This is a genomic window from Streptomyces sp. NBC_00249 (assembly GCF_026342355.1).
Classification (GTDB): Bacteria; Actinomycetota; Actinomycetes; order Streptomycetales; family Streptomycetaceae; genus Streptomyces.
Window position 1 is genome coordinate 1,433,595 of the sequence record NZ_JAPEMV010000001.1, and the last position, 19,292, is coordinate 1,452,886.

Genomic DNA, 19,292 nt, shown 5'->3' on the forward strand with positions numbered 1-19,292 from the left:
CCCCCGAAAGGCGTCCGACGGGCCCCTGCATCAGGCCATTCACCGCACACCAATCGTGAATGCCAGAGTTCATGCAGGCCCTGCCCGCGTTCCGCTCCGTGAGACGGCCCGACATCGGACGTAATTTTCCCGTCATCCGTCCGTGATCCGCGCCAGACAATGCTTGCGCCGTACGGACCTGAGCCCTGCCCGGCCGGGGAGGCGCCTCAGCCCCTGTCCGGCGTACCGGAAGCGGGTGCGGCCCGCGGCGAGCCGGGGTGGTGCGGGGTCGCGTCGCGCGCGTCCCCCTCGTGGGGGTGGGGGTCGTCGGGGACGGTGCAGGCTGCGAGGAGGAGGCCGCCGGCCAGGAGGGCGCCGAGTGTGGCGAGGCCGAGGCGTTGCGTTGCGTTCATGGCTGACACGGGATCACCTGTGCCCCGGATTGCCGCCGTCCCACCGCCGGTTGCGCCGATCGGCCGCCCGACACTCCCGGGGTGGGCGGAACCGCTGGGCCGTCGGGGCCTGTTCCGGGGTTCGCCCCGGCCGGTACGATGTTCGGGTTTTCGCCTCCCTGTCGGAAGGTGGCCCTATGAGTGGGCTGTTGGGACGCCCGTGCGCCGACTGCCCTCACGCGCAGGGCGAGCACGCGCCCTCGCCCGCACGGTGCCTGGGCGGCACCGCGCCGTTCCCCTGCCCGTGCGGGGCGTTCCGGCCCGGGGAGGGACGCGGAGCGGAGGGGTCCTCGAAGTGCGCGGAGTGCGGATCGCCGTTCGGCCGGTGCCGGTGCGCGTCCTGGTGGGAGCGGCTGCAGCCGGACCACGGGCCGTGCGGGGGCTGAGGCGGGCGCGGCTGTGACCGTGGGCGACTGGTTCCTCGTGGCGTTCGTCAGCGCGCCCCTGGCGGCGTTCGCCCTGCTGCTCCTGGCGGAGGCCGTGTCGGGCGACGACGCGCCGGACGCCTGCGGGGCATGCGGCCACTCCCGGGCGCAGCACAGCGCCGGGGACTGCACCGCGGCCGGGCCGTGCGGCTGCCCGCGCTACGAGGAGCCGCCGCGCGAGGATCCGGTGCCGATCGGGTGCGGCGGCTGAGGCGCGCCCTCGGTCAGACCGGTACGAGCGCGCAGCGGCGTATGACGTCGTCCAGGGAGAGGCCGAGGGCCTCGGCGAGGGCGGCGACCGTGAAGAAGGCCGGGGTGGGTGCCCGCCCGGTCTCGATCTTACGGAGGGTCTCGGCGGAGAGGCCCGCGCTGGCCGCGACCTCGACCATGCTGCGGCCTGCGCGCGCCTCGCGCAGCAGCGCGCCCAGGCGCTCGCCCCGCTCGCGCTCTTCGGGTGTCAGGGGAGTACGGACCATGCCTCCATCCTACCCCGGAACCCAATAACTATCCCGTTACAGTTATACCGGTATAGTTATTGGCATGGTGAAGCTGAAGACGGACGAAGCGATCGACGAGATGCGTGCGGCCGGCCGGGTGGTCGCCCACGCCCTGGCAGCCGTACGGGAACACGCGCGGGTGGGGGTCTCCCTGCGGGACATGGACGGGGTGGCCCGCGCGGTGCTGCGCGAGGCCGGGGCGGGCTCGCCCTTCCTCGGCTACCGGCCGCAGTTCGCGCCGGTGCCCTTCCCTGCGGTGGTGTGCGTCTCCGTCAACGACGCGATCGTGCACGGCATCCCGGACGACTACCGGCTGCGCGACGGCGACCTGGTCAGCGTCGACTGCGGGGCGAAGCTCGCCGGCTGGGTCGGGGACGCGGCCGTCAGCTTCACCGTCGGCCGGGCGCGCCCCGCCGACCTGCGGCTCATCGAGACCGCCGAGGCGGCCCTCGCCGCCGGGATCGCGGCGGCCGTCCCCGGCAACCGGATCGGCGACATCGCCCACGCCATCGGCACCGTCTGCCGCACCGCCGGGTACGGCATCCCGGACGGCTTCGGCGGCCACGGCGTGGGCCGCAGCATGCACGAGGACCCGGGCGTCCCCAACGAGGGCCCGCCGGGACGCGGCATGAAGCTGCGCCCCGGCATGGTCCTCGCGATCGAGCCGATGCTGATCGCCGGCGGCACCGACGACTACACCTGCGACCCCGACGGCTGGACCCTGCGCACCGTCGACGGCTCCCGCGCCGCCCACGCCGAGCACACGGTCGCGATCACCGCCGAGGGCCCCAGGATCCTCACCGCCCTCTAGATCACCGCCCGGGCGCTACGGCTTTCCGTGCGGGTGGACCACCATCGCCGAGCCCCCGCCCCGGCGGCTGGTCTCCGCCGCCGCCAGCCAGCGGCCGTCCGGCAGGCGCTGGACCCCGGTGGCGGCGCCGATCTCGGGGTTCTGCCGGAAGCCCTGCCCCAGGGCCTCCAGTTCACCGCGCAGCGCGCTGTTCCACAGGCCCGGCTCCAGCTCGGTGGTGGTCTGGTTGCGCTGGCTCGCGCGCGGGGCCGCGATGGCGTCGACCAGCGGCAGGCCCCGGTCCAGGTGCCCCAGCAGGGTCTGCAGGACGGTGGTGATGATGGTGGCGCCGCCCGGGGAGCCGACGGCCAGGACCGGACGGCCGTCCTCCAGGACGATCGTCGGGGACATGGAGGACCGCGGGCGCTTGCCCGGACCGGGCAGGTTCGGGTCGGGGACCCCGGGCGCGGCCGGGGCGAAGGAGAAGTCCGTCAGCTCGTTGTTGAGCAGGAACCCGCGCCCCGGGACGGTGATGGCGCTGCCGCCCGTGGACTCGATGGTCAGGGTGTAGGACACCACGTTGCCCCAGCGGTCGGCGACCGTCAGGTGGGTGGTGTTCTCCCCCTCGTAGGTGGTCGGGGCGGCCTGCCCCGTGGTGGCGCAGGGGGCGGGGTGGCGCGGGTCGCCGGGGGCCAGCGGGCTGGTCAGGGCCCGGTCCGGCTCGATCAGGCAGGCGCGGCTGTCCGCGAACCGCTGCGAGAGCAGCTCGCGCGTCGGGACGGACTCGGCGGCCGGGTCACCGACCCACCGGCCCCGGTCCGCGAAGGAGATCCGGGAGGCCTCGATGAACCGGTGCAGGTACTGGGACTCCGAGAGCTTCGAGAGGTCGGTGCGCTCCAGGATGTTCAGCGCCTCGCCGACGGTGGTGCCGCCGGAGGAGGAGGGGGCCATGCTGTACACGTCCAGGCCCCGGTAGCTGACCTGCGTCGGGGCCTGCCGCTTGGTCTCGTAGGCGCGCAGGTCGGCGGCGGTGAGGTCACCGGAGCGGACGTTGCGGGTGGCGGCCGGGTCGACGGGGGGCTTGCGGACCGTGCGGACGATGTCCTCGGCGATCGGGCCCCGGTAGAGGGCTCCGGCGCCCTTGCGGCCGAGTTCGGCGTACGTGGCGGCGAGGTCCGGGTTCTTGAAGGTGGAGCCGACGACGGGGAGTTGCCCGCCCGGCAGGAACAGCCTGCGGGTGTCGGGGAAGTCCTTGAAGCGGTCCTGGTTGGCCTCGGTCTGCGCGCGGAAGGTGCTGTCGACGGTGAAGCCGTCACGGGCGAGCTTCTCGGCGGGGCGCAGGAGCCGGCCCAGCGGCCGGGTGCCCCAGGCGTCGAGGGCGGTCTTCCAGGTGGCGGGGGTGCCGGGGACGCCGACGCCGCGGCCGCTGGTCTGGCCCTCGGCGAAGGGGATCGGGACGCCGTTCTCCTGGAACAGCCCGGCGGTGGCGCTCGCGGGCGCGGTCTCACGGCCGTCGACGGTCTGCACCCGGCGGGACTTGGCGTCGTAGTAGACGAAGTAGCCGCCCCCGCCGATCCCGGCCGAGTACGGCTCGGTCACCCCGAGCGCGGCCGCGGTGGCGACGGCGGCGTCCACGGCGTTGCCGCCGGAGCGCAGGACCTCGATACCGACGGCGGAGGCGTCCGCGTCGACGCTCGCGACGGCCCCGCCGTACCCGGCGGCGACGGGGACCTTGGGCGGCGCGGCCGGCGCGGCCGGGGCCGCAGGCGGGGCGGCGGCCCCGGTCGAGACGAGTGCGGCCACGACGGCCAGCAGCGGTAACGTACGGGCGGCGCGACGGTGCATCCGAACCTCCAGTGGCAGCGTCCGCCGAGCCTAGCGGCCGCCCCCACGTCCCGTCAGGGCGTCGGCGCAGCAGTGCGGTTCAGGGTCTCGGCACCGGCTGGTGACCCTCTCGATCGGATGCCCTAGTGCTGTGGCCGGGAAGGTTTGCCGGGGCGCGGCGTCCGGTGCGGTACATCGCAAGGCGGAGGACCGCGGCTCGTACTGGACGTACTTGCGCGGTCCGACAACGCGGCGAGGTGCCGTGCCGGGCGTCGCGACCCGGTGAACTTTTCCGGTCACAGCACTAGCATCCCGCGCATGAACGACGACGTGCGCAACATCGTGCTCGGGGTGGTGGCCACCGCGTGCAGCGGCGGGATCGGCTGGTTCTCCCGGACCTACCTCTGGCGGCGCGCGCTGCGCCGCAAGCAGGCCTTCTTCGGGCTGCCGACCGGGTCCGACTGTCTGTTCGTGGTCAACCGCCAGATGGGCGGGAAGGACTCCTCCCTGCACCGCAACGACGCCTTCGCCCTGCTGGAGATATCCGCACTGATCAAGGACTGCGGGGCCACCGTGCAGGTCGTCACCCACGAGGGGGCCCGCCAGGGCTTCGGTGAGCGGGCCGAGTTCTGCGTCGGCGGGCCGGCCTCCAACGTCCGGACGACCGCGCACCTGACCTCCATGCTGCCGGGGGTGCGCGTCGTCATCGGCCTCGAAGCCGGCGATCCGGACCGGGGGGCCATCCATGTCGGCGGCGAGACGTACCGGTGGGTGCCGGGCCTCGTCGAGTACGTGCTGTTGGCGCGGCTGACGGCCGGGCGGGGCTCCCGGCCGGTGTTCCTGCTGTCCGGGCAGACCGCCAACAGCAACCAGGCCGCCGCCCGTTATCTCGCCCGGCACCACGTCCCGCTGGCCCGCACCTACCGCGACGAGTCGTTCTGCGTCGTCCTGAAGGTGGTCAACTCCGATGCGTACGGGCCCGATGTGACGGAGCTGGTGGCGGACGTCACCGCGGCGGCCCGGACACCCGTAGCGGCAGCCGCGTGATCCCGTTGATGAAGTTGGACACCAGCCCGCGGGGCTCCCCCGCCAGTTCGGGCGGGGGCATGGCCGCACGCCACTCCTCGTGGAGGGTGCGCAGCTGGAGCCGGGCGAAGTGGGCGCCCAGGCAGACGTGGGGGCCGTCGCCGAAGGAGACGTGCGGGTTCGGGGAGCGGGCGGGGTCGAGCCGGTCCGGGTCGGTGAAGACGCGTTCGTCGTGGTTGGCGGAGGCGTGGAAGACGACCACCTTGTCCCCGGCGGCGATCGGCTGTCCGGCGAGTTCGGTGGCGCGGGCGGCGGTGCGGCGGAAGCTCAGCACCGGGGGGTGGACGCGCAGGAGTTCCTCGACGGCCGTCGCCACGGGGGCGCTGCCGTCGGCGATCCGCCGGTAGGCGTCGGGCTGGCGGGCGAGGGCGAGCAGGCCGCCGGGGGCGGCGCTGCGGACGGTGTCGTTGCCCGCGACGGTCAGCAGGAAGAAGAACATCTCCAGCTCGGCCGGCTCCAGTCCGGCCAGCGCGAGGGCGGTCATCACGTCGTCGCCGGGGTGGGCCCGTTTGTGGGCGGCCAGTTCGCGGGCGTACGCGAACATCTCGCCGAGCAGGGCCGGGGAGCGCGGGTTGAGCGGCTTGCCGTCCGGACCGAGGCGCGGCGCGGGGGCGTCCTCGGGGTCCTGGTAGCCGATGATCCGCACCGTCCACTCCAGCAGCAGGCCCCGGTCGGCGGCGGGAACGCCCAGCAGGTCGGTGAGGTTCAGCAGGGCGTACTCGTCGGTGACGGCGCCGACCAGGTCGGCGGCTCCGTCCGCGGCGCCGTCACGGGCCGCGGCCAGCAGGGTACGGGCGCGCTCGCGCACCCGCCCGGCGAAGGCGTCGACCCGGGCGGGGGTGAAGGCCCGGGAGACCAGGCGGCGCAGCCTGCCGTGGCCGGGGGGATCCTGGTTGAGCATGGTGCGGCGCAGGAAGGGCAGGTCGGCCGGGTCGGGGTCGCGGATCTGGGTGGCGCCGAGGCAGGAGGAGTACGTGGTGTGGTCGCGCAGGACGCGGACGACGTCGGCGTGGCGGGTGACGGCCCAGAAGCCGGGGCCGGCGGGCCAGCCCTGGATCTCCGGCTCGTCCTGCCAGGCCACGGGGTGGCGGTCGCGCAGCAGCCGGTACCGCTCGTGCGGGACGCCGGCGGCGTAGACGCGCGGGTCGAAGACGTCGGGCACGGCGGAGGCATCGAGGGCATCGGCGGCGGCGCGTTCCATGGTCCACACGGTGGCGGCACGGCGCGGCCCGCGCAAGGCCTATGCGTCGCAGTGCGCGGGGTCGAGGGTGGTGTCCGGGCCGCGGAGGACCGCCGTGTAGCGCGCGTCGACGGAGGACAGGGCGCTGCACACGAGCTGGCTGCGGGCGAGCGGTTCCAGGCCGGCCACGCCGAAGGGGACGCGGATCTCGATCCGGTCGTGGGCGGTGAAGGCGACGCCGACCGCCGCGGCCTCCTGGGGTTCGGTCCGGGGCAGCCGGGTGCCGAAGCCCGCCTCCTGCTCGGTGCGGCCGGGGCCCAGCAGCAGGCGCACCAGGGCGGTGCGGGGGGTGGCGGGCGGTTCCCCGGCGAGGGTTGCGGGGACGAGCCGGCCGTCGGGGTCCACGTAGTAGGCCATCGGGGTGCCGGGCCGCGCGGGGACCACGACCCGTGCGGCGGCGCCGCTCTCGACGACACCGGTGGGCTTGATCCCGCAGGCGGTGAGCGGCAGCGGGCCGAGCAGGACCGCCGCCGCCGCGACGCCCGCCGCCGCGGGCCGGGTCCGGGTCACGCGCCGGCCTCCAGGGGCATGTCGAGGCGGAACACGGCTCCCCCGCCGGGGGCGTTGGAGGCGCTCAGGGTGCCGCCGTGCAGCCGGACGTTCTCCAGGGTGATGGCGAGTCCGAGTCCGCTGCCGGCGGAGCGGGTGCGGGCGGCGTCGGCCTTGTAGAAGCGTTCGAAGATGTGCGGGAGCACCTCGGGGGCGATGCCGGGGCCGCTGTCGGAGACCTCCACCTGCAGCCGTTCGCCGCCCCCGCCGGGAGCGCCCGGAGCGGTGCGTACGCGGACCCGTACGGGGGCGCCGCCGTGGCGCAGGGCGTTGCCGACGAGGTTGGCGAGGACCACGTCGAAGCGGCGCGGGTCGAGCCGGGCGCGGACCGCGTCCGGGAGTTCGGTGGTCACCCGGCCGTCGTCCCAGTGGCGGCGTTCGAGGGTCTTGCCCACGGCCTCGGCGATGTCCACGTCGTCGAGGTTGAGTTCGGCGGCGCGTGCGTCGAAGCGGGAGATCTCCATCAGGTCCTCGACGAGGACGGCGAGTTTCCCGGTCTCGGTGCTGATCAGGCGCAGGGCCTTGGCGGTGTCGGGGTCGAGGTGTTCGGCGTCCTCGTCGAGGACCTCGGTGACGGCGAGCATCCCGGCGAGCGGGGTGCGCAGTTCGTGGGAGACGTCGGAGGCGAAGCGGCGGGCCCGGGTCTCGGCCTCGCGCAGTTCGGCGACGGATTCCTCCAGGGCGCCGGCGGTCTCGTTGAAGGTCCGGGCGAGGCCGGAGAGTTCGTCGCGGCCCCGGACCTCGATCCGGGTGTCGAGGCGGCCGCGGCCGAGGCGCTGGGCGGCGCGCCGCATGTCCCGTACGGGCCGCAGGACGCTGCGCGCGGCGAGCAGGGCGGGGACGACGGCGATGGCGAGGCCGGGGACGGCGCCCTGCCGGGCGGCCTGGACCATGGCGTCGACGGTCTGCTGCTCGCCGCCGAGCGGCATGACGGCGTAGAGGACGGCTCCGGTCGCCGCCCGGGACCCGTGGTGGGTGAACACGGCGGGCATGGCGACGGTCAGGTAGGGCTCGCCGTGGCTGTCCTCGACGCGCTGGAAGGCTCCGTGGGGGTGGGCGGCGACCTGGCGGCGCAGGGTGTCGGTGAGGATCGCGGAGGTGGCGGGGGTGGTGTTGGAGGAGGCGCGCAGGCTGCCGTACTCGCCGAACACCGTCCAGGGGTGGGGTTTGCCGCGCTTGCCGATCTCGTTGACGACGCGCTGGAGCTGCTGCTGGTCCATCGGCAGGGTCAGGGCCTGGTTCTCCAGCTGGTCGCGCAGGGTGCTGACGGCGGTGTCCTGGCTCTGGGTGAGGATCGCGGTGCGGGCCTGCTGGTAGGTGAGGGCGGCCGTGCTGACGGCGGAGATCACCGCGACCAGCAGGAACGCCGCGATGAGGCGGGTGCGCAGTCCGAGCGGCGCCAGGTTTCGCACGGCCGGTGCCCCCCTTACAGCGGTCCGAAGCGGTAGCCGAAGCCCCGCACGGTCTGTATGTAGCGGGGGCTGCTCCCGGGGTCCTCGATCTTGTTGCGCAGCCGGCGGACGCAGGCGTCCACGAGCCGGGCGTCGGCGTGGTAGCTGTGCTCCCACACGTACTCCAGGAGCTGCTGCCGGGAGAAGACCCGCTCGGGCGAGGCGGACAGGTGCAGGAGCAGTTTGATCTCGCTCGGGGCGAGGGGGACGCGTTCGCCGTCCTTGGCGACGGTCAGCCCGGCGCGGTCGACGGCGAGCGCGCCGTGCTGCTCGACCTCGGGGCGGCCCACGGGGTCGAGCAGGCGGCGCAGCACGGCCTTGACGCGGGCTTCGATGACCTCGGTGCGGGCGGGTTTGACGATGTAGTCGTCGGCGCCGGCCTCCAGGCCGACGACGATGTCGAGGTCGTCGCCGCGCGCGGTGAGCATGATGATCGGGACTTCGCTGCTCTCGCGGATCCGGCGGCAGACCTGGACGCCGTTGATCCCCGGCAGCATGAGGTCGAGCAGGACCAGATCGGGGTGGAAGGTCCCCATCAGGGTCAGGCCCTCCTCGCCGGTCCCGGCGGCGCTCACCTCGTGTCCGCGGCGGCGCAGGCCCAGGCCCACCCCCTCGCGGATGGAAGGGTCGTCCTCGATCAGCAGTACGCGTGGCATCCGGTCAGTATCCCAAGGTGTTTCATACGCTTTCCTCCCGCTTTCAGCCGGTCTTACGGCCTGTCTTGCGGCGCAGGGAGTCCAGCAGGTCGGTGATCTCCGTCAGACGCAGCGGCCTGGCGAGGAGTACGACGACCAGCGCGAGGACGGCGGTTCCCGCCCCGGCCGCGGCGAAGGATCCGAGGCCGTCGGCGGCGCGGGCTGCCGCGTACGCGGCGGCGGCCGCGGGCAGGCAGGCGACGAGCAGCCTCAGGTGGGTGCCCAGGGCCGTGGCGCCGGCTCCGCGGGCCGGCCGGCGCGGGCCGAGCCTGCGGGCGAGGGCGTACGCGGTCACGGCGGCGCCGGCCGTGAAGGCGACGGTGGTGGCGGCGGCCATGCCGGTCACGACCCAGCGCAGCGGCAGCAGCTGGTAGGCGGCGTAGGACAGGCCGGCGTTGCAGGCGACGACGACCAGGTTCAGGAAGAAGGGGGTCCGGGTGTCGGAGAGGGCGTAGAAGCCGCGGGAGAGCACGTACTGGGCGGAGTAGGCGACGAGGCCGGGCGCGAAGGCGATGAGCATGCCGGCCATGACCTCGACCCCGGCGGGGGTGACCTTGCCGTAGCCGGCGACGCAGTCCATCAGCCAGGGCGCGAGCACGGCGAACAGCGCGGCGGCGGGGACGACGAGGGCGGCGCTGGAGCGCAGGGCGTAGGAGACGTCCTTGCGGACGGCGCCGAGGTCGCCGTCGGAGGCGGCGGCGCTCATCCGGGGCATCAGGGCGGTGACCAGGGAGACGGTGATGATGCCCTGGGGGACGATCCACAGCTGGTAGGCGTTGGTGTAGGCGGCGTAGCCGACGTCGGCCGCGAGGCCCGCCTCCGTCGCGAGGCGTCCGGTGGCGGTGGAGAAGCGGGTGACGACCCAGTAGGCGAACTGGTTGGTGAGGACGAGCAGGACCAGCCAGCCGGCGTTGCGCAGCGGGCGGGCGAGGCCGCTGCCGCGCCAGTCGAAGCGGGGGCGCCAGCGGAAGCGGGCGGCGCGCAGCGAGGGGATCAGGGCGAGGGCCTGGAGGACGATGCCGGCGGTGGTGCCCAGTCCGAGCAGCCGGGTGTCGGCGGCGGTGAGGCCGTCGGGGGAGCTGTGGGAGAGCCCGATGAAGAGCCCGAAGACGCTGATGATGACGAGGTTGTTGAGGACGGGGGTCCACATCATGGCGCCGAACCGGCCCCGGGCGTTGAGCACTTGCCCGAGCAGGGTGAACAGGCCGTAGAAGAGGATCTGCGGGAGGCAGAAGCGGGCCAGGGCGACGGTGGTGTCCATCCGGGCGCCGCTGTAGTCGGTGTACGTCCCGATGATCTGGGGTGCGGCGAGCACCGCGACGGCCGTGAGCAGCACGAGCGCGAGGGTGCAGGCGGTGAGCAGCCGGTCGGTGTAGGCGGCGCCGCCGTCCTCGTGCTGTTTGGCGGCCCGCATCAGCTCCGGGACGAAGACGGCGTTGAGGGCGCCGCCGACGAGCAGCATGTAGATGATGTTGGGAACGGTGTTGGCGACGGCGTAGCTGTCGCCGAGGAAGCCGGTGCCGAGGGCGGCGACGACCACGGCGGAGCGGACGAAGCCGGTCGCGCGGGAGACGACGGAGCCGGCGGCCATGAGCGCGCCGCTGCGCAGGACGGAGCCGCCCTTGGCCGGCCCGGGGGCGGCGGCGGGGGCGGACGGCGGTGCGGCCCCGTCGCCGCCCGGCGTGCCGGCCGTCCTGGTGTCGGTGGCGTGCATCGGGGTCTCCCATTCACTGAGCGTCTCGACGGCCCCCGCCGGTGGCGGGCTTGCGCCACGGCGGCCCGAACGGCCGTTCGTCGAGGTCGAAGTGTGGAGCGTACCCGCTTCGGAACCGGACCCCTCGCCCGTCCGGTAGGGCCGTCCGGCCCTTGCCGGGGGCCGAAGGTCCCGCGTCCCGGGCCGGACGGGCGGCCGGAGGGGATCCGGGGAAAAAATGACCATATTTTCTGCTGAATCCGCAACCTTGCGGCGCCCCGTTCACTCCTTGTTCACGGACGATCTTTACTTCGGAGGGGTTTTCGTTGAGCCGCACACGCCGTACCTCACTTTCGCGCCGTCAGGCCCTTCCGGGCCGCGGCCGCCACGCCGTGGTGGCGGGCACCGCCCTGCTGGCCGCCGCACTGACCGCCTGCGGGGGCGGTTCGGGCGGGAACGCGGGCGGGGATTCCAAGGCGGACCCGGGGCAGCAGGCCGCGATGGCGATATCGGTGAACCTCACGGGTGACCAGGTGAAGGCCGGCGAGCCGGTCAAGGTGACCGTCGCCGACGGGAAGCTCGCCCAGGTGAAGGTGACGGACGGCAAGGGCGGGGAACTGCCGGGCCGCATATCCGCCGACGGAAAGGACTGGACCTCCGAGCGCAACGCCTCGCCGGGCACCGACTACAAGGTGGAGGCGCAGGACACGGCGAGCCGGAGCGCGAACACCCAGTTCAAGACCTCCGCCGCGGACAAGGTGAACAAGGTCTCGATCAACATCCCCAAGGGCAGCACGGTGGGCGTCGCGATGCCCGTCTCCCTGGTCTTCGACAACCCGGTGAAGAACAAGGCCGAGGTCGAGAAGCAGCTGAAGGTCACCACCTCGAACGACACCGAGGGCTCCTGGGGCTGGATCACCGACTACTCGGGCAAGGACCGGGTGGACTGGCGGCCGAAGGAGTACTGGAAGTCCGGCACCGACGTCAAGGTCGAGATGAACCTGAACGGCGTGGACTCCGGTACGGGCGGCGGGCTCTTCGCCCGTGACTACAACACCGAGTTCAAGATCGGCAAGGACCGCCGGATGGAGGTCAGCCTCGACACCAAGAAGATGTCGGTGACCGAGGACGGCCGGACCGTGCGGACGATCCCGGTCTCGGCCGGAACTCCGGGCGGCAAGAAGGCCTCCTGGTCCGGAAAGATGGTGCTGATGGCGAAGGAGGGCACCATCCGGATGGATTCCCAGACGGTGGGCCTCGGCGACGCCTACGACAAGATGGTCGACTACTCGATGCGGCTGACCTGGTCGGGCATGTACGCGCACGCCGCGCCGTGGAACTCGGCCAACTTCGGCAGCGCCAACACCAGTTCCGGCTGCGTGGGCATGAGCGACGCCAACGCCAAGTCCTTCTACGAGTCCGTGCAGGCCGGGGACCCCTTCGAGGTCGTCGGCAGCGGCTCCAAGGGCAACGCCGACCTCGGCAACGGCTACGGCGAGTGGAACCTGTCCTGGGACCAGTGGAAGGCCAAGAGCGCCACGGCCGGCGGCGGGCAGAACGGCTGAGCCCGGCCCCGGGGTGCTGACTATCGGTCAATTGTTACCAGTACGTAACTTACTCGTGGGTTACCTTAGGTAAGCCCCTCCGGTTAACGTCGGTTCACTTCGAAACGGCGCACGCGAGGAGCGACACATGGCACTCCGCACCCCCACCGCAGCAGCCACGGCAGCCCTCCTGGCCGCGACCGCCCTGGGCCTGGCCCCCCACCAGGCCCAGGCGGCCCCCGCCGCCGCCCCCGCCTCGTCGGCGCAGCTGACCTTCCACGACATCCCCGGCTCCGGCGGCATCACCCTCAAGGGCAACGTCTTCACCCCGGCGGGCGCCACGAGCGGCCGGACGTACCCGCTGATCGTGCTCCCCACGAGCTGGGGCATGCCGCAGATCGAATACATCGCCCAGGCGAAGCAGCTCGCCGACTCCGGCTACGTCGTGGTCAGTTACACCTCCCGCGGCTTCTGGCTCTCCGGTGGCCAGATCGAGACGGCGGGCCCCGCCGACACCGCGGACGTCTCCGCCGTCATCGACTGGGCGCTGGCCCACACCCCCGCCGACGCCTCGCACATCGGCCTCGGCGGCGTCTCGTACGGGGCGGGCATCAGCCTGCTGGCCTCCGCCCGCGACCCGCGCGTCAAGGCCGTGGTCGCGCTCAGCGGCTGGGCCGACCTGATCGAGTCCATCTACTCCGGGCGCACCCAGCACCTCCAGGCCGCCGGGGTGCTCGGCGCCGCCGGCTACCTCACGGGCCGCCCGGGCCCCGAACTCCAGCAGATCCTCGGGGATTTCCTCGGCTCGAAGCTGGACAGGGAACAGGCGATGATCGAGTGGGGCAGGAAGCGCTCCGCCTCCGAACAGGTGGACCGGATCAACGCCAACGGCCCCGCGATCATGATGGGCAACGCCTGGGGCGACACCATCTTCCCGCCCAACCAGTACGCCTCGTTCTTCGAGAAGCTGACCGGCCCCAAGCGCCTGGAGTTCCGCCCGGGCGACCACGCCACCGCCGAGGCCACCGGCCTGTTCGGCCTGCCCAACGACACCTGGACCAACGCCCACCGCTGGTTCGACCGCTACCTCAAGGGCGAGCGCAACGGGGTCGACACCGAGGCCCCGGTCCAGCTCAAGTCCCGTAGCACCGAAGGCTACGAGGGGTACGCCGACTGGAAGTCGGTCGGCGCCGCGGGCACCGAGAGGATCGCCCTCACCGACAGCGAGCACGTCTTCGCGAACGTCGACTCCGGCGCGAACGGCGGCACGGTCTTCCTCTCCAGCATCCTCGACCAGCTCGCCAAGGCCCCGCCCATGGCCTCGATCCCCCTCCTCCCCCGCGCTTTCGCCGCCGTCTGGCAGTCCGGCCGCTACGAGGAGGAGCGCCGCGTCCGCGGCACCGTACGCCTGCACACCACCGTCACCCCCACCAAGGGCGACGGCACCTTCGTCGCCTACCTCTACGACGTCGGCCCGCTCGGCATCGGCAAGCTGGTCACCAGCGCCCCGCAGACCTTCCACGGCAAGACCCCCGGGCAGTCGTTCGGGGTGGACCTGGACCTCTTCTCCACCGCCTACGACGTGCCCGAGGGCCACCGGCTCGCCCTGGTCGTGGACACGGTCGACCCGCTCTACATCGAGCACAACCCCACCGGCGCGCAGCTGACCTTCTCCTCGCCGCGCACCGATCCCTCGTACGTCTCGGTGCCGCTGCGCGAGCAGTGATCCACGGCCGCTGCCGGGCCGGGGCGGGGCGCCCCGCGCCCTCACCTGCCCGGCAGCACGGTCTCCGGTTCGGCGGGGGCGACCTCGACCGCCGCGGTCTTCACGCTGCGCCGCTCCCGCCTCGCCACCCAGGTGGCGAACCAGGACAGCAGCATGCACATGCCGATGTAGATCGGGGAGATGATCATCACGACGGGGATGAAGGGCAGGTCGTAGTCCAGGTTCGAGGCGATCAGCTTGCCCGCGTGCAGGAACTCCTCGTAGGTGATCAGGTAGCCCAGCGAGGTGTCCTTGAGGGCCACCACCAGCTGGCTGATGATCGTGGGCAGCATCGCCCGGACCGCCTGCGGGGCCAGGACGAAGGTCATGACCTGCGTCTTGCGCATGCCGAGCGCGTACGCCGCCTCGCGCTGGCCCTTCTCGACGGAGTTGATCCCCGTACGGAAGACCTCGGCCAGCACCGATCCGTTGTACAGGGTCAGCCCCGCCACCAGCGCGGGCAGCGGCTGCACCTTCAGCGCGACGAAGATGAAGAAGATCATCACCAGGACCGGCATGGCCCGGAAGAACTCCACGCACAGGGCCGCCGCCCAGCGCACCGGCCGGTGGACCGACAGCCTGCCGGTCGCGAGCACCGCGCCGAGCAGCAGCGAGAGCACCGAGGCGTAGGCGAAGGCCTTCAGGGTGTTCCCCAGGCCCTTGAGCAGCAGTTCCTGGATGCCCTCGTAGGTGAAGGGGCCCCACTTGGAGGCGGTGAACTGGTTCGAGTCGAAGAGCAGGTAGAGCAGCCAGGCGAGCAGCCCGAGGATCACCACGGTCGAGGCGATCCCGTAGAGGAAGTGCCGCCTGCGGGCCTGGGGGCCGGGGATGTCGTAGAGGGCGGTGGACTCCAGGTCCCCGTGGAGCGCGTGCGCGGTCATCGGGCGACTCCGTAGCGCTTCTCCAGCACGTGGAAGAACGCGCTGATGGACAGGGTGATGATCAGGTAGCCCACGGCGATCCAGACGAAGGTCCAGATGATGCTGTAGCCCAGCTCGTTGAGGGTCTTGTACGTGCCGAGCAGCTCGGTGACGCTGAAGGCGCCGGCGATCGCCGAGTTCTTGGCGAGCGCGATCAGGGTGGAGCCGATGGGCGGGATGACCGACCGGAAGGCCTGCGGCAGCACCACCGTGCCCAGGGTCTGCCCGAAGGACATGCCGAGGCTGCGGGCCGCCTCGCCCTGTCCCTTGGGCACCGTGTTGATGCCCGAGCGCAGCGCCTCGCAGATGAAGGCGGACGTGTAGCAGCCGAGCGTGAGGACGGCGAACAGCTGGAAGGGCAGGACCAGCCCGAAGCGCGGCAGGCCGAGCAGGACGGCGAAGAAGAGCAGGGTGAGCGGGGTGTTGCGCAGCACGGTCACCCAGACCGTGCCGAAGACCCGGAAGGAACCGACGGGCGCGACGCGGAAGGAGGCCATCAGGAAGCCCAGGACCAGGGCGACGAGGGAGGCGTAGACGGTGAGTTCGACGGTGCCGAGGAAGCCCTTCCCGTAGAGGGCGAAGTTCTCCGTGAGTACGTCCATGGCGGTGCGTTCTCCCCTCAGCTCGCCGGGTAGCGGTCGATGGGCGGCGGGGTCGGGGCCGGTACGCCGGAGAGGCCGAGGGTGGCCTCGTAGGCCTTCTTCCAGTCGCCGTTCTTCTCGTGCTCGGCCAGCGCGTCGTCGAGGGCGAAGCGCAGGGCGTTGTCACCGCGCGGGACTCCGATGCCGTAGGGCTCCTTGGAGAAGGGCTCGCCGACGACCTTGAGCTCCTCGGGGACCTTGGCGGCGTAGCCGAGGAGGATGGAGTCGTCGGTGGAGACGGCGTCGACCTGGTAGGTCAGCAGGTTGTCCACGCAGGCCGAGTAGGTGTCGTAGGCGACGAGGACCGCCTTCGGGAACTCCTTCTGGAGCCGCTGGTAGGGGGTGGAGCCGGCGGCCGAGCAGACCTTCTTGCCCGCGAGGTCCTCGGGGCCCTTGATGTCCTGCTCGTTCCTGCGGACCAGCAGGGACTGGCCCGCCATGAAGTAGGGGCCGGCGAAGCCGACCTGCTTCTTGCGGTTGTCGTTGATCGTGTAGGTGCCCACGTAGTAGTCGATCTGGCCGTTCTGGAGGGCGGTCTCGCGGTTCGCGGAGGCGATCGTCTTGAACTCGATCGTCTTCGGGTCGAAGCCGAGGGAGGCCGACATCATCTTGGCGATCTCGACGTCGAAGCCGGAGTAGCGGCCGGTCGCCGGGTCCTTCTCCCCCATGTACGGCTGGTCCTCCTTGGCCCCGACCACGAGGTGGCCGCGCTTCCTCGCCTTCTCCCAGGTGCGTGACCCGGGCAGCTGGAAGCCGGTGGCGACCTTGTACACGGGCAGGTCCTCGGGCTGCGGCCCCTTGACCGGGGGGCTGCCGGACTTCCCGCAGCCGACGGCGGCGGCGAGCAGGGCCAGGGTCAGGGCGAGGGCGCGCAGGGTGTGCCGGGTGTGCTTCATCGGGCCGCCCCTCAGTGCTTGAGGATCTTGGAGAGGAAGTCCTTGGCCCGGTCGCTCTCGGGAGCGGTGAAGAAGGCCTCCGGGGTGCGGTCCTCGACGATCCTCCCGTCGGCCATGAAGACGACGCGGTTCGCGGCGGAGCGGGCGAAGCCCATCTCGTGGGTGACCACGACCATGGTCATGCCCTCGCTCGCGAGCTGCTGCATGACCTCCAGCACCTCGTTGATCATCTCCGGGTCGAGGGCGGAGGTGGGCTCGTCGAAGAGCAGGGCCTTGGGGCTCATGGCCAGGGCGCGGGCGATGGCCACGCGCTGCTGCTGGCCGCCGGAGAGCTGGGCGGGGTACTTGGCGGCCTGGTCGGCCAGGCCGACCCGGTCCAGCAGCTCCCGGGAGCGCTTGTCGGCCTCCTCCTTCTTGCGCTTCCTGACCTTGACCTGGGCGAGCGAGACGTTCGCCAGGACGGTCTTGTGCGCGAAGAGGTTGAAGGACTGGAAGACCATCCCGACCTCGGCGCGCAGCTGGGCCAGCTCCTTGCCCTCGGCGGGGAGGGGCCGGCCGTCGAGGGTGATCGTCCCCGACTCGATGGTCTCCAGCCGGTTGATCGTCCGGCAGAGGGTGGACTTCCCGGAACCGGAGGGACCGATGATCACCACCACTTCCCCGCGGCCGACGGTGAGGTTGATGTCCTGGAGGACGTGCAGGGTCCCGTAGTGCTTGTTGACGTCCCGCAGCTCGATCAACGGATCGACGGCCATACGCTGCCCTGCCCACTTGTCGGTGTGTCGAGGTCAGCGCAAACTATCCAGCCGCCGAAGGGGACTTCACCTCGACACGCCTAAAAGGTACATAAAGCACACCGGTCGAGGGTTCAGCCCTCGGAGGCCTCGGCGTAGGCCTGGCTGAGCTCGGGAGATCCGGTCATGGCCCAGGACACCCCCGACTCGACGACGTTGAGCTCCCGGCCCGAGGCGAGGCGGATGACCGGCTGGCCGTTGGGCCAGACCTGCCAGAGCGTCCCCGGTACGGTCCGGACGATCACGGTGCCGAGGTAGAAACCGGCGTCGTTGCCCAGCCAGGGCACCGCCTCGGGATCCCGCCGCCAGCGCGGCATCAGCTGGTCGAGGGCCTCCAACGAGGCCGGGGTCTGGTCGAGTTCGAGCCCGGCCACCCGTGCCTGGGCCCGGAGCATCTCGCACTCCGAGAACAGCTCGGCGACGCCCTCGGGATCGTCCGCGAGGGCGGCGGCGAGCCCCGTACCCTGTTCCGTTTCGTGCCGGTTCAGCCAGTTGGCCAGGAAAGGGATGTTCATACGGACCAGCCTGGCACCCGGATCCCCGGCTGGCCACAGGGCGCGCCTGGTGCGCCGGCGATCCGGGCGGCCCGCTCAGAGCTCCAGGTCGACGACGACCGGGGCGTGGTCGGAGGCTCCCTTGCCCTTGCGCTCCTCGCGGTCCACGTAGGCGTCCTTGACCGCGCTGCGGAAGGGCTCGTTCCCGTAGACCAGGTCGATGCGCATGCCCTTGTTCTTCGGGAAGGCGAGCATCCGGTAGTCCCAGAAGGTGTACGGCCTGTCGTACTTGAGGGCGCGCGGGAAGACGTCGGTGAGGCCCGCGCCCCGCAGGGTCTCCAGCGCCGCGCGCTCGGCCGGGGTGACGTGGGTGAGCCCCTCGAAGACCGCCGGGTCGTACACGTCCTCGTCGGTCGGCGCCACGTTGAAGTCGCCGAGCACCGCGAAGGGGCGCGGGCCGGCCGCGTCCTCGGCGATCGCGGCGGTCAGGGCCGTGAACCACTGGAGCTTGTAGCCGTAGTGGTCGTGCTCGACCTCGCGGCCGTTGGGCACGTACACCGACCAGACGCGCACGCCGCCGCAGGTGGCGGAGATCGCGCGGGGCTCCTGGACCCCCTCGTAGTCCGGCCCGCCGGGCAGGCCCAGGGTCACGTCCTCCAGCCCGACGCGCGAGAGCAGGGCCACGCCGTTCCACCGGCCGGTGGCGTTGACGGCCGACTCGTAGCCCAGCTCGCGCAGCGCCTCGGCCGGGAACTGCTCCGCCGAGCACTTGGTCTCCTGGATGCACAGGACGTCCGTACCGGAGCTCTCCAGCCAGGCCAGCAGCCGCGGCAGGCGGGCGGTGATCGAGTTGACGTTGAAGGTGGCGATACGCATGCCCACCAACCTACCGCCCGCCACCGACAGTCAGAGTGCGGCGCTCTCGCCCGCGCGGAGCCTGCTGTGGGGGGCGCCGCCCAGGCCGTCCAGGGCCGTGTCGTAGATGGGGCGGGCGATGTCCGACAGGTAGGCGTCGTGGATGTCGATCGCCCGGAGCGGCTTGACCTCGCGGACGTACTCGATCACCTCGGCGACCTTGTTCCAGGGCGCGTGCACCGGGAGCATCAGCGTCTCCACGGGGGCGTCCGGCACGGTCAGCGCGTCCCCCGGGTGGAAGAGGGAACCGTCGACGAGGAAGCCGACATTGGTGATCCGCGGGATGTCCGGGTGGATCACGGCGTGCAGTTCGCCGTGCACCTGGACCTCGAAGCCCGCCGCGGCGAAGGTGTCCCCGTGGCCCACCGTGTGCACCCGGCCCGGATAGGCGGCGGAGAGCTTCCCGGCGACGCTGCGCAGGGTCCACAGCTCGGCCGCCGGGTTCGCGTCGAGGGCGGCGCGCAGGCGGCCCTCCTCGAAGTGGTCCGGGTGCTCGTGCGTGACCAGCAGGGCGTCGGCCCCGAGGCCCGCGTCCGCTTCGCTGAAGGCGCCCGGGTCGATGACGAGCGTGCGCCCGTCCTTCTCCAACTGGACGCAGGAGTGCAGCCGTTTGGTGAGCTTCATGGGGCCCACGATAGGGGG

Annotated in this window: 20 protein-coding genes; 5 read left to right on the forward strand and 15 right to left on the reverse strand. The window is 72.2% G+C overall.

Annotation, left to right across the window (positions count from 1 at the left end):
- Positions 1-206: 206 nt before the first annotated feature.
- Positions 207-392, reverse strand: coding sequence for a hypothetical protein (locus tag OOK31_RS06405; RefSeq protein ID WP_267011344.1), 186 nt, complete (start codon positions 390-392; stop codon positions 207-209).
- A 438-nt stretch (positions 393-830) separates the two neighbouring features.
- Between OOK31_RS06405 and OOK31_RS06410 the strand changes: the two genes are divergently transcribed.
- On the forward strand, positions 831-1,067 hold the full coding sequence (locus OOK31_RS06410) for a hypothetical protein (RefSeq protein ID WP_267011345.1): 237 nt from the start codon (positions 831-833) through the stop codon (positions 1,065-1,067).
- Positions 1,068-1,080: 13 nt separating this feature from the next.
- On the opposite strand, the gene OOK31_RS06415 is transcribed toward OOK31_RS06410, so the two are convergent.
- On the reverse strand, positions 1,081-1,332 hold the full coding sequence (locus tag OOK31_RS06415; RefSeq protein WP_267011346.1) for a helix-turn-helix domain-containing protein: 252 nt from the start codon (positions 1,330-1,332) through the stop codon (positions 1,081-1,083).
- Between the two features lie 64 nt (positions 1,333-1,396).
- On the opposite strand from OOK31_RS06415, the gene map reads away from it, so the two are divergent.
- Complete coding sequence (gene map / locus OOK31_RS06420) at positions 1,397-2,164, forward strand: type I methionyl aminopeptidase (protein ID WP_267011347.1); 768 nt, start codon at positions 1,397-1,399, stop codon at positions 2,162-2,164.
- Positions 2,165-2,179: 15 nt separating this feature from the next.
- Here map and ggt read toward each other — a convergent pair whose 3' ends face one another.
- Positions 2,180-3,988, reverse strand: a complete 1,809-nt coding sequence (gene ggt / locus OOK31_RS06425; RefSeq protein WP_267011348.1) for a gamma-glutamyltransferase — start codon at positions 3,986-3,988, stop codon at positions 2,180-2,182.
- 297 nt (positions 3,989-4,285) lie between these two features.
- Between ggt and OOK31_RS06430 the strand changes: the two genes are divergently transcribed.
- Positions 4,286-5,014, forward strand: a complete 729-nt coding sequence (locus OOK31_RS06430) for a hypothetical protein (protein WP_267011349.1) — start codon at positions 4,286-4,288, stop codon at positions 5,012-5,014.
- On the opposite strand, the gene OOK31_RS06435 is transcribed toward OOK31_RS06430, so the two are convergent.
- The 5 genes from OOK31_RS06435 to murJ are packed head-to-tail and all read right to left on the reverse strand — an operon-like array spanning position 4,974 to position 10,702.
- The gene (locus OOK31_RS06435) at positions 4,974-6,254 is read right to left on the reverse strand and encodes a cytochrome P450 (protein WP_267011350.1); all 1,281 of its coding nucleotides are present in this window, start codon (positions 6,252-6,254) and stop codon (positions 4,974-4,976) included. The two genes, OOK31_RS06430 and OOK31_RS06435, sit on opposite strands and share 41 nt — an antisense overlap.
- 39 nt (positions 6,255-6,293) lie before the next feature.
- Complete coding sequence (locus OOK31_RS06440) at positions 6,294-6,803, reverse strand: hypothetical protein (protein ID WP_267011351.1); 510 nt, start codon at positions 6,801-6,803, stop codon at positions 6,294-6,296.
- The gene (locus OOK31_RS06445; protein WP_267011352.1) at positions 6,800-8,254 is read right to left on the reverse strand and encodes a HAMP domain-containing sensor histidine kinase; all 1,455 of its coding nucleotides are present in this window, start codon (positions 8,252-8,254) and stop codon (positions 6,800-6,802) included. Before OOK31_RS06445 ends, OOK31_RS06440 begins: the two co-directional genes overlap by 4 nt.
- A gap of 14 nt (positions 8,255-8,268) precedes the next feature.
- Positions 8,269-8,949 (reverse strand): response regulator transcription factor, encoded by a 681-nt coding sequence (locus OOK31_RS06450; protein WP_267011353.1) that lies wholly within the window; start codon positions 8,947-8,949, stop codon positions 8,269-8,271.
- Positions 8,950-8,992: 43 nt separating this feature from the next.
- Positions 8,993-10,702, reverse strand: a complete 1,710-nt coding sequence (gene murJ, locus OOK31_RS06455) for a murein biosynthesis integral membrane protein MurJ (protein ID WP_267011354.1) — start codon at positions 10,700-10,702, stop codon at positions 8,993-8,995.
- Between the two features lie 374 nt (positions 10,703-11,076).
- Between murJ and OOK31_RS06460 the strand changes: the two genes are divergently transcribed.
- Positions 11,077-12,246: an Ig-like domain-containing protein gene (locus OOK31_RS06460; RefSeq protein WP_267011850.1), complete on the forward strand. Its 1,170-nt coding sequence runs from the start codon at positions 11,077-11,079 to the stop codon at positions 12,244-12,246.
- 127 nt (positions 12,247-12,373) lie between these two features.
- Positions 12,374-13,951 (forward strand): alpha/beta fold hydrolase, encoded by a 1,578-nt coding sequence (locus OOK31_RS06465; RefSeq protein WP_267011355.1) that lies wholly within the window; start codon positions 12,374-12,376, stop codon positions 13,949-13,951.
- A 41-nt stretch (positions 13,952-13,992) separates the two neighbouring features.
- On the opposite strand, the gene OOK31_RS06470 is transcribed toward OOK31_RS06465, so the two are convergent.
- From OOK31_RS06470 to OOK31_RS06500, 7 genes are all read right to left on the reverse strand, one after another.
- Positions 13,993-14,871, reverse strand: a complete 879-nt coding sequence (locus tag OOK31_RS06470; RefSeq protein WP_267011356.1) for an amino acid ABC transporter permease — start codon at positions 14,869-14,871, stop codon at positions 13,993-13,995.
- Positions 14,868-15,512, reverse strand: a complete 645-nt coding sequence (locus OOK31_RS06475) for an amino acid ABC transporter permease (protein ID WP_267011357.1) — start codon at positions 15,510-15,512, stop codon at positions 14,868-14,870. Before OOK31_RS06475 ends, OOK31_RS06470 begins: the two co-directional genes overlap by 4 nt.
- A 17-nt stretch (positions 15,513-15,529) precedes the next feature.
- A complete protein-coding gene (locus tag OOK31_RS06480; RefSeq protein WP_267011358.1) occupies positions 15,530-16,447 on the reverse strand; it encodes a glutamate ABC transporter substrate-binding protein in 918 nt (305 codons plus the stop codon).
- Between the two features lie 11 nt (positions 16,448-16,458).
- Complete coding sequence (locus tag OOK31_RS06485; protein WP_267011359.1) at positions 16,459-17,202, reverse strand: amino acid ABC transporter ATP-binding protein; 744 nt, start codon at positions 17,200-17,202, stop codon at positions 16,459-16,461.
- Positions 17,203-17,315: 113 nt separating this feature from the next.
- Complete coding sequence (locus tag OOK31_RS06490) at positions 17,316-17,756, reverse strand: DUF6278 family protein (protein WP_267011360.1); 441 nt, start codon at positions 17,754-17,756, stop codon at positions 17,316-17,318.
- A gap of 75 nt (positions 17,757-17,831) precedes the next feature.
- The gene (locus OOK31_RS06495; protein WP_267011361.1) at positions 17,832-18,611 is read right to left on the reverse strand and encodes an exodeoxyribonuclease III; all 780 of its coding nucleotides are present in this window, start codon (positions 18,609-18,611) and stop codon (positions 17,832-17,834) included.
- Positions 18,612-18,641: 30 nt separating this feature from the next.
- Positions 18,642-19,274, reverse strand: a complete 633-nt coding sequence (locus tag OOK31_RS06500) for an MBL fold metallo-hydrolase (protein WP_267011362.1) — start codon at positions 19,272-19,274, stop codon at positions 18,642-18,644.
- Positions 19,275-19,292: the final 18 nt, after the last annotated feature.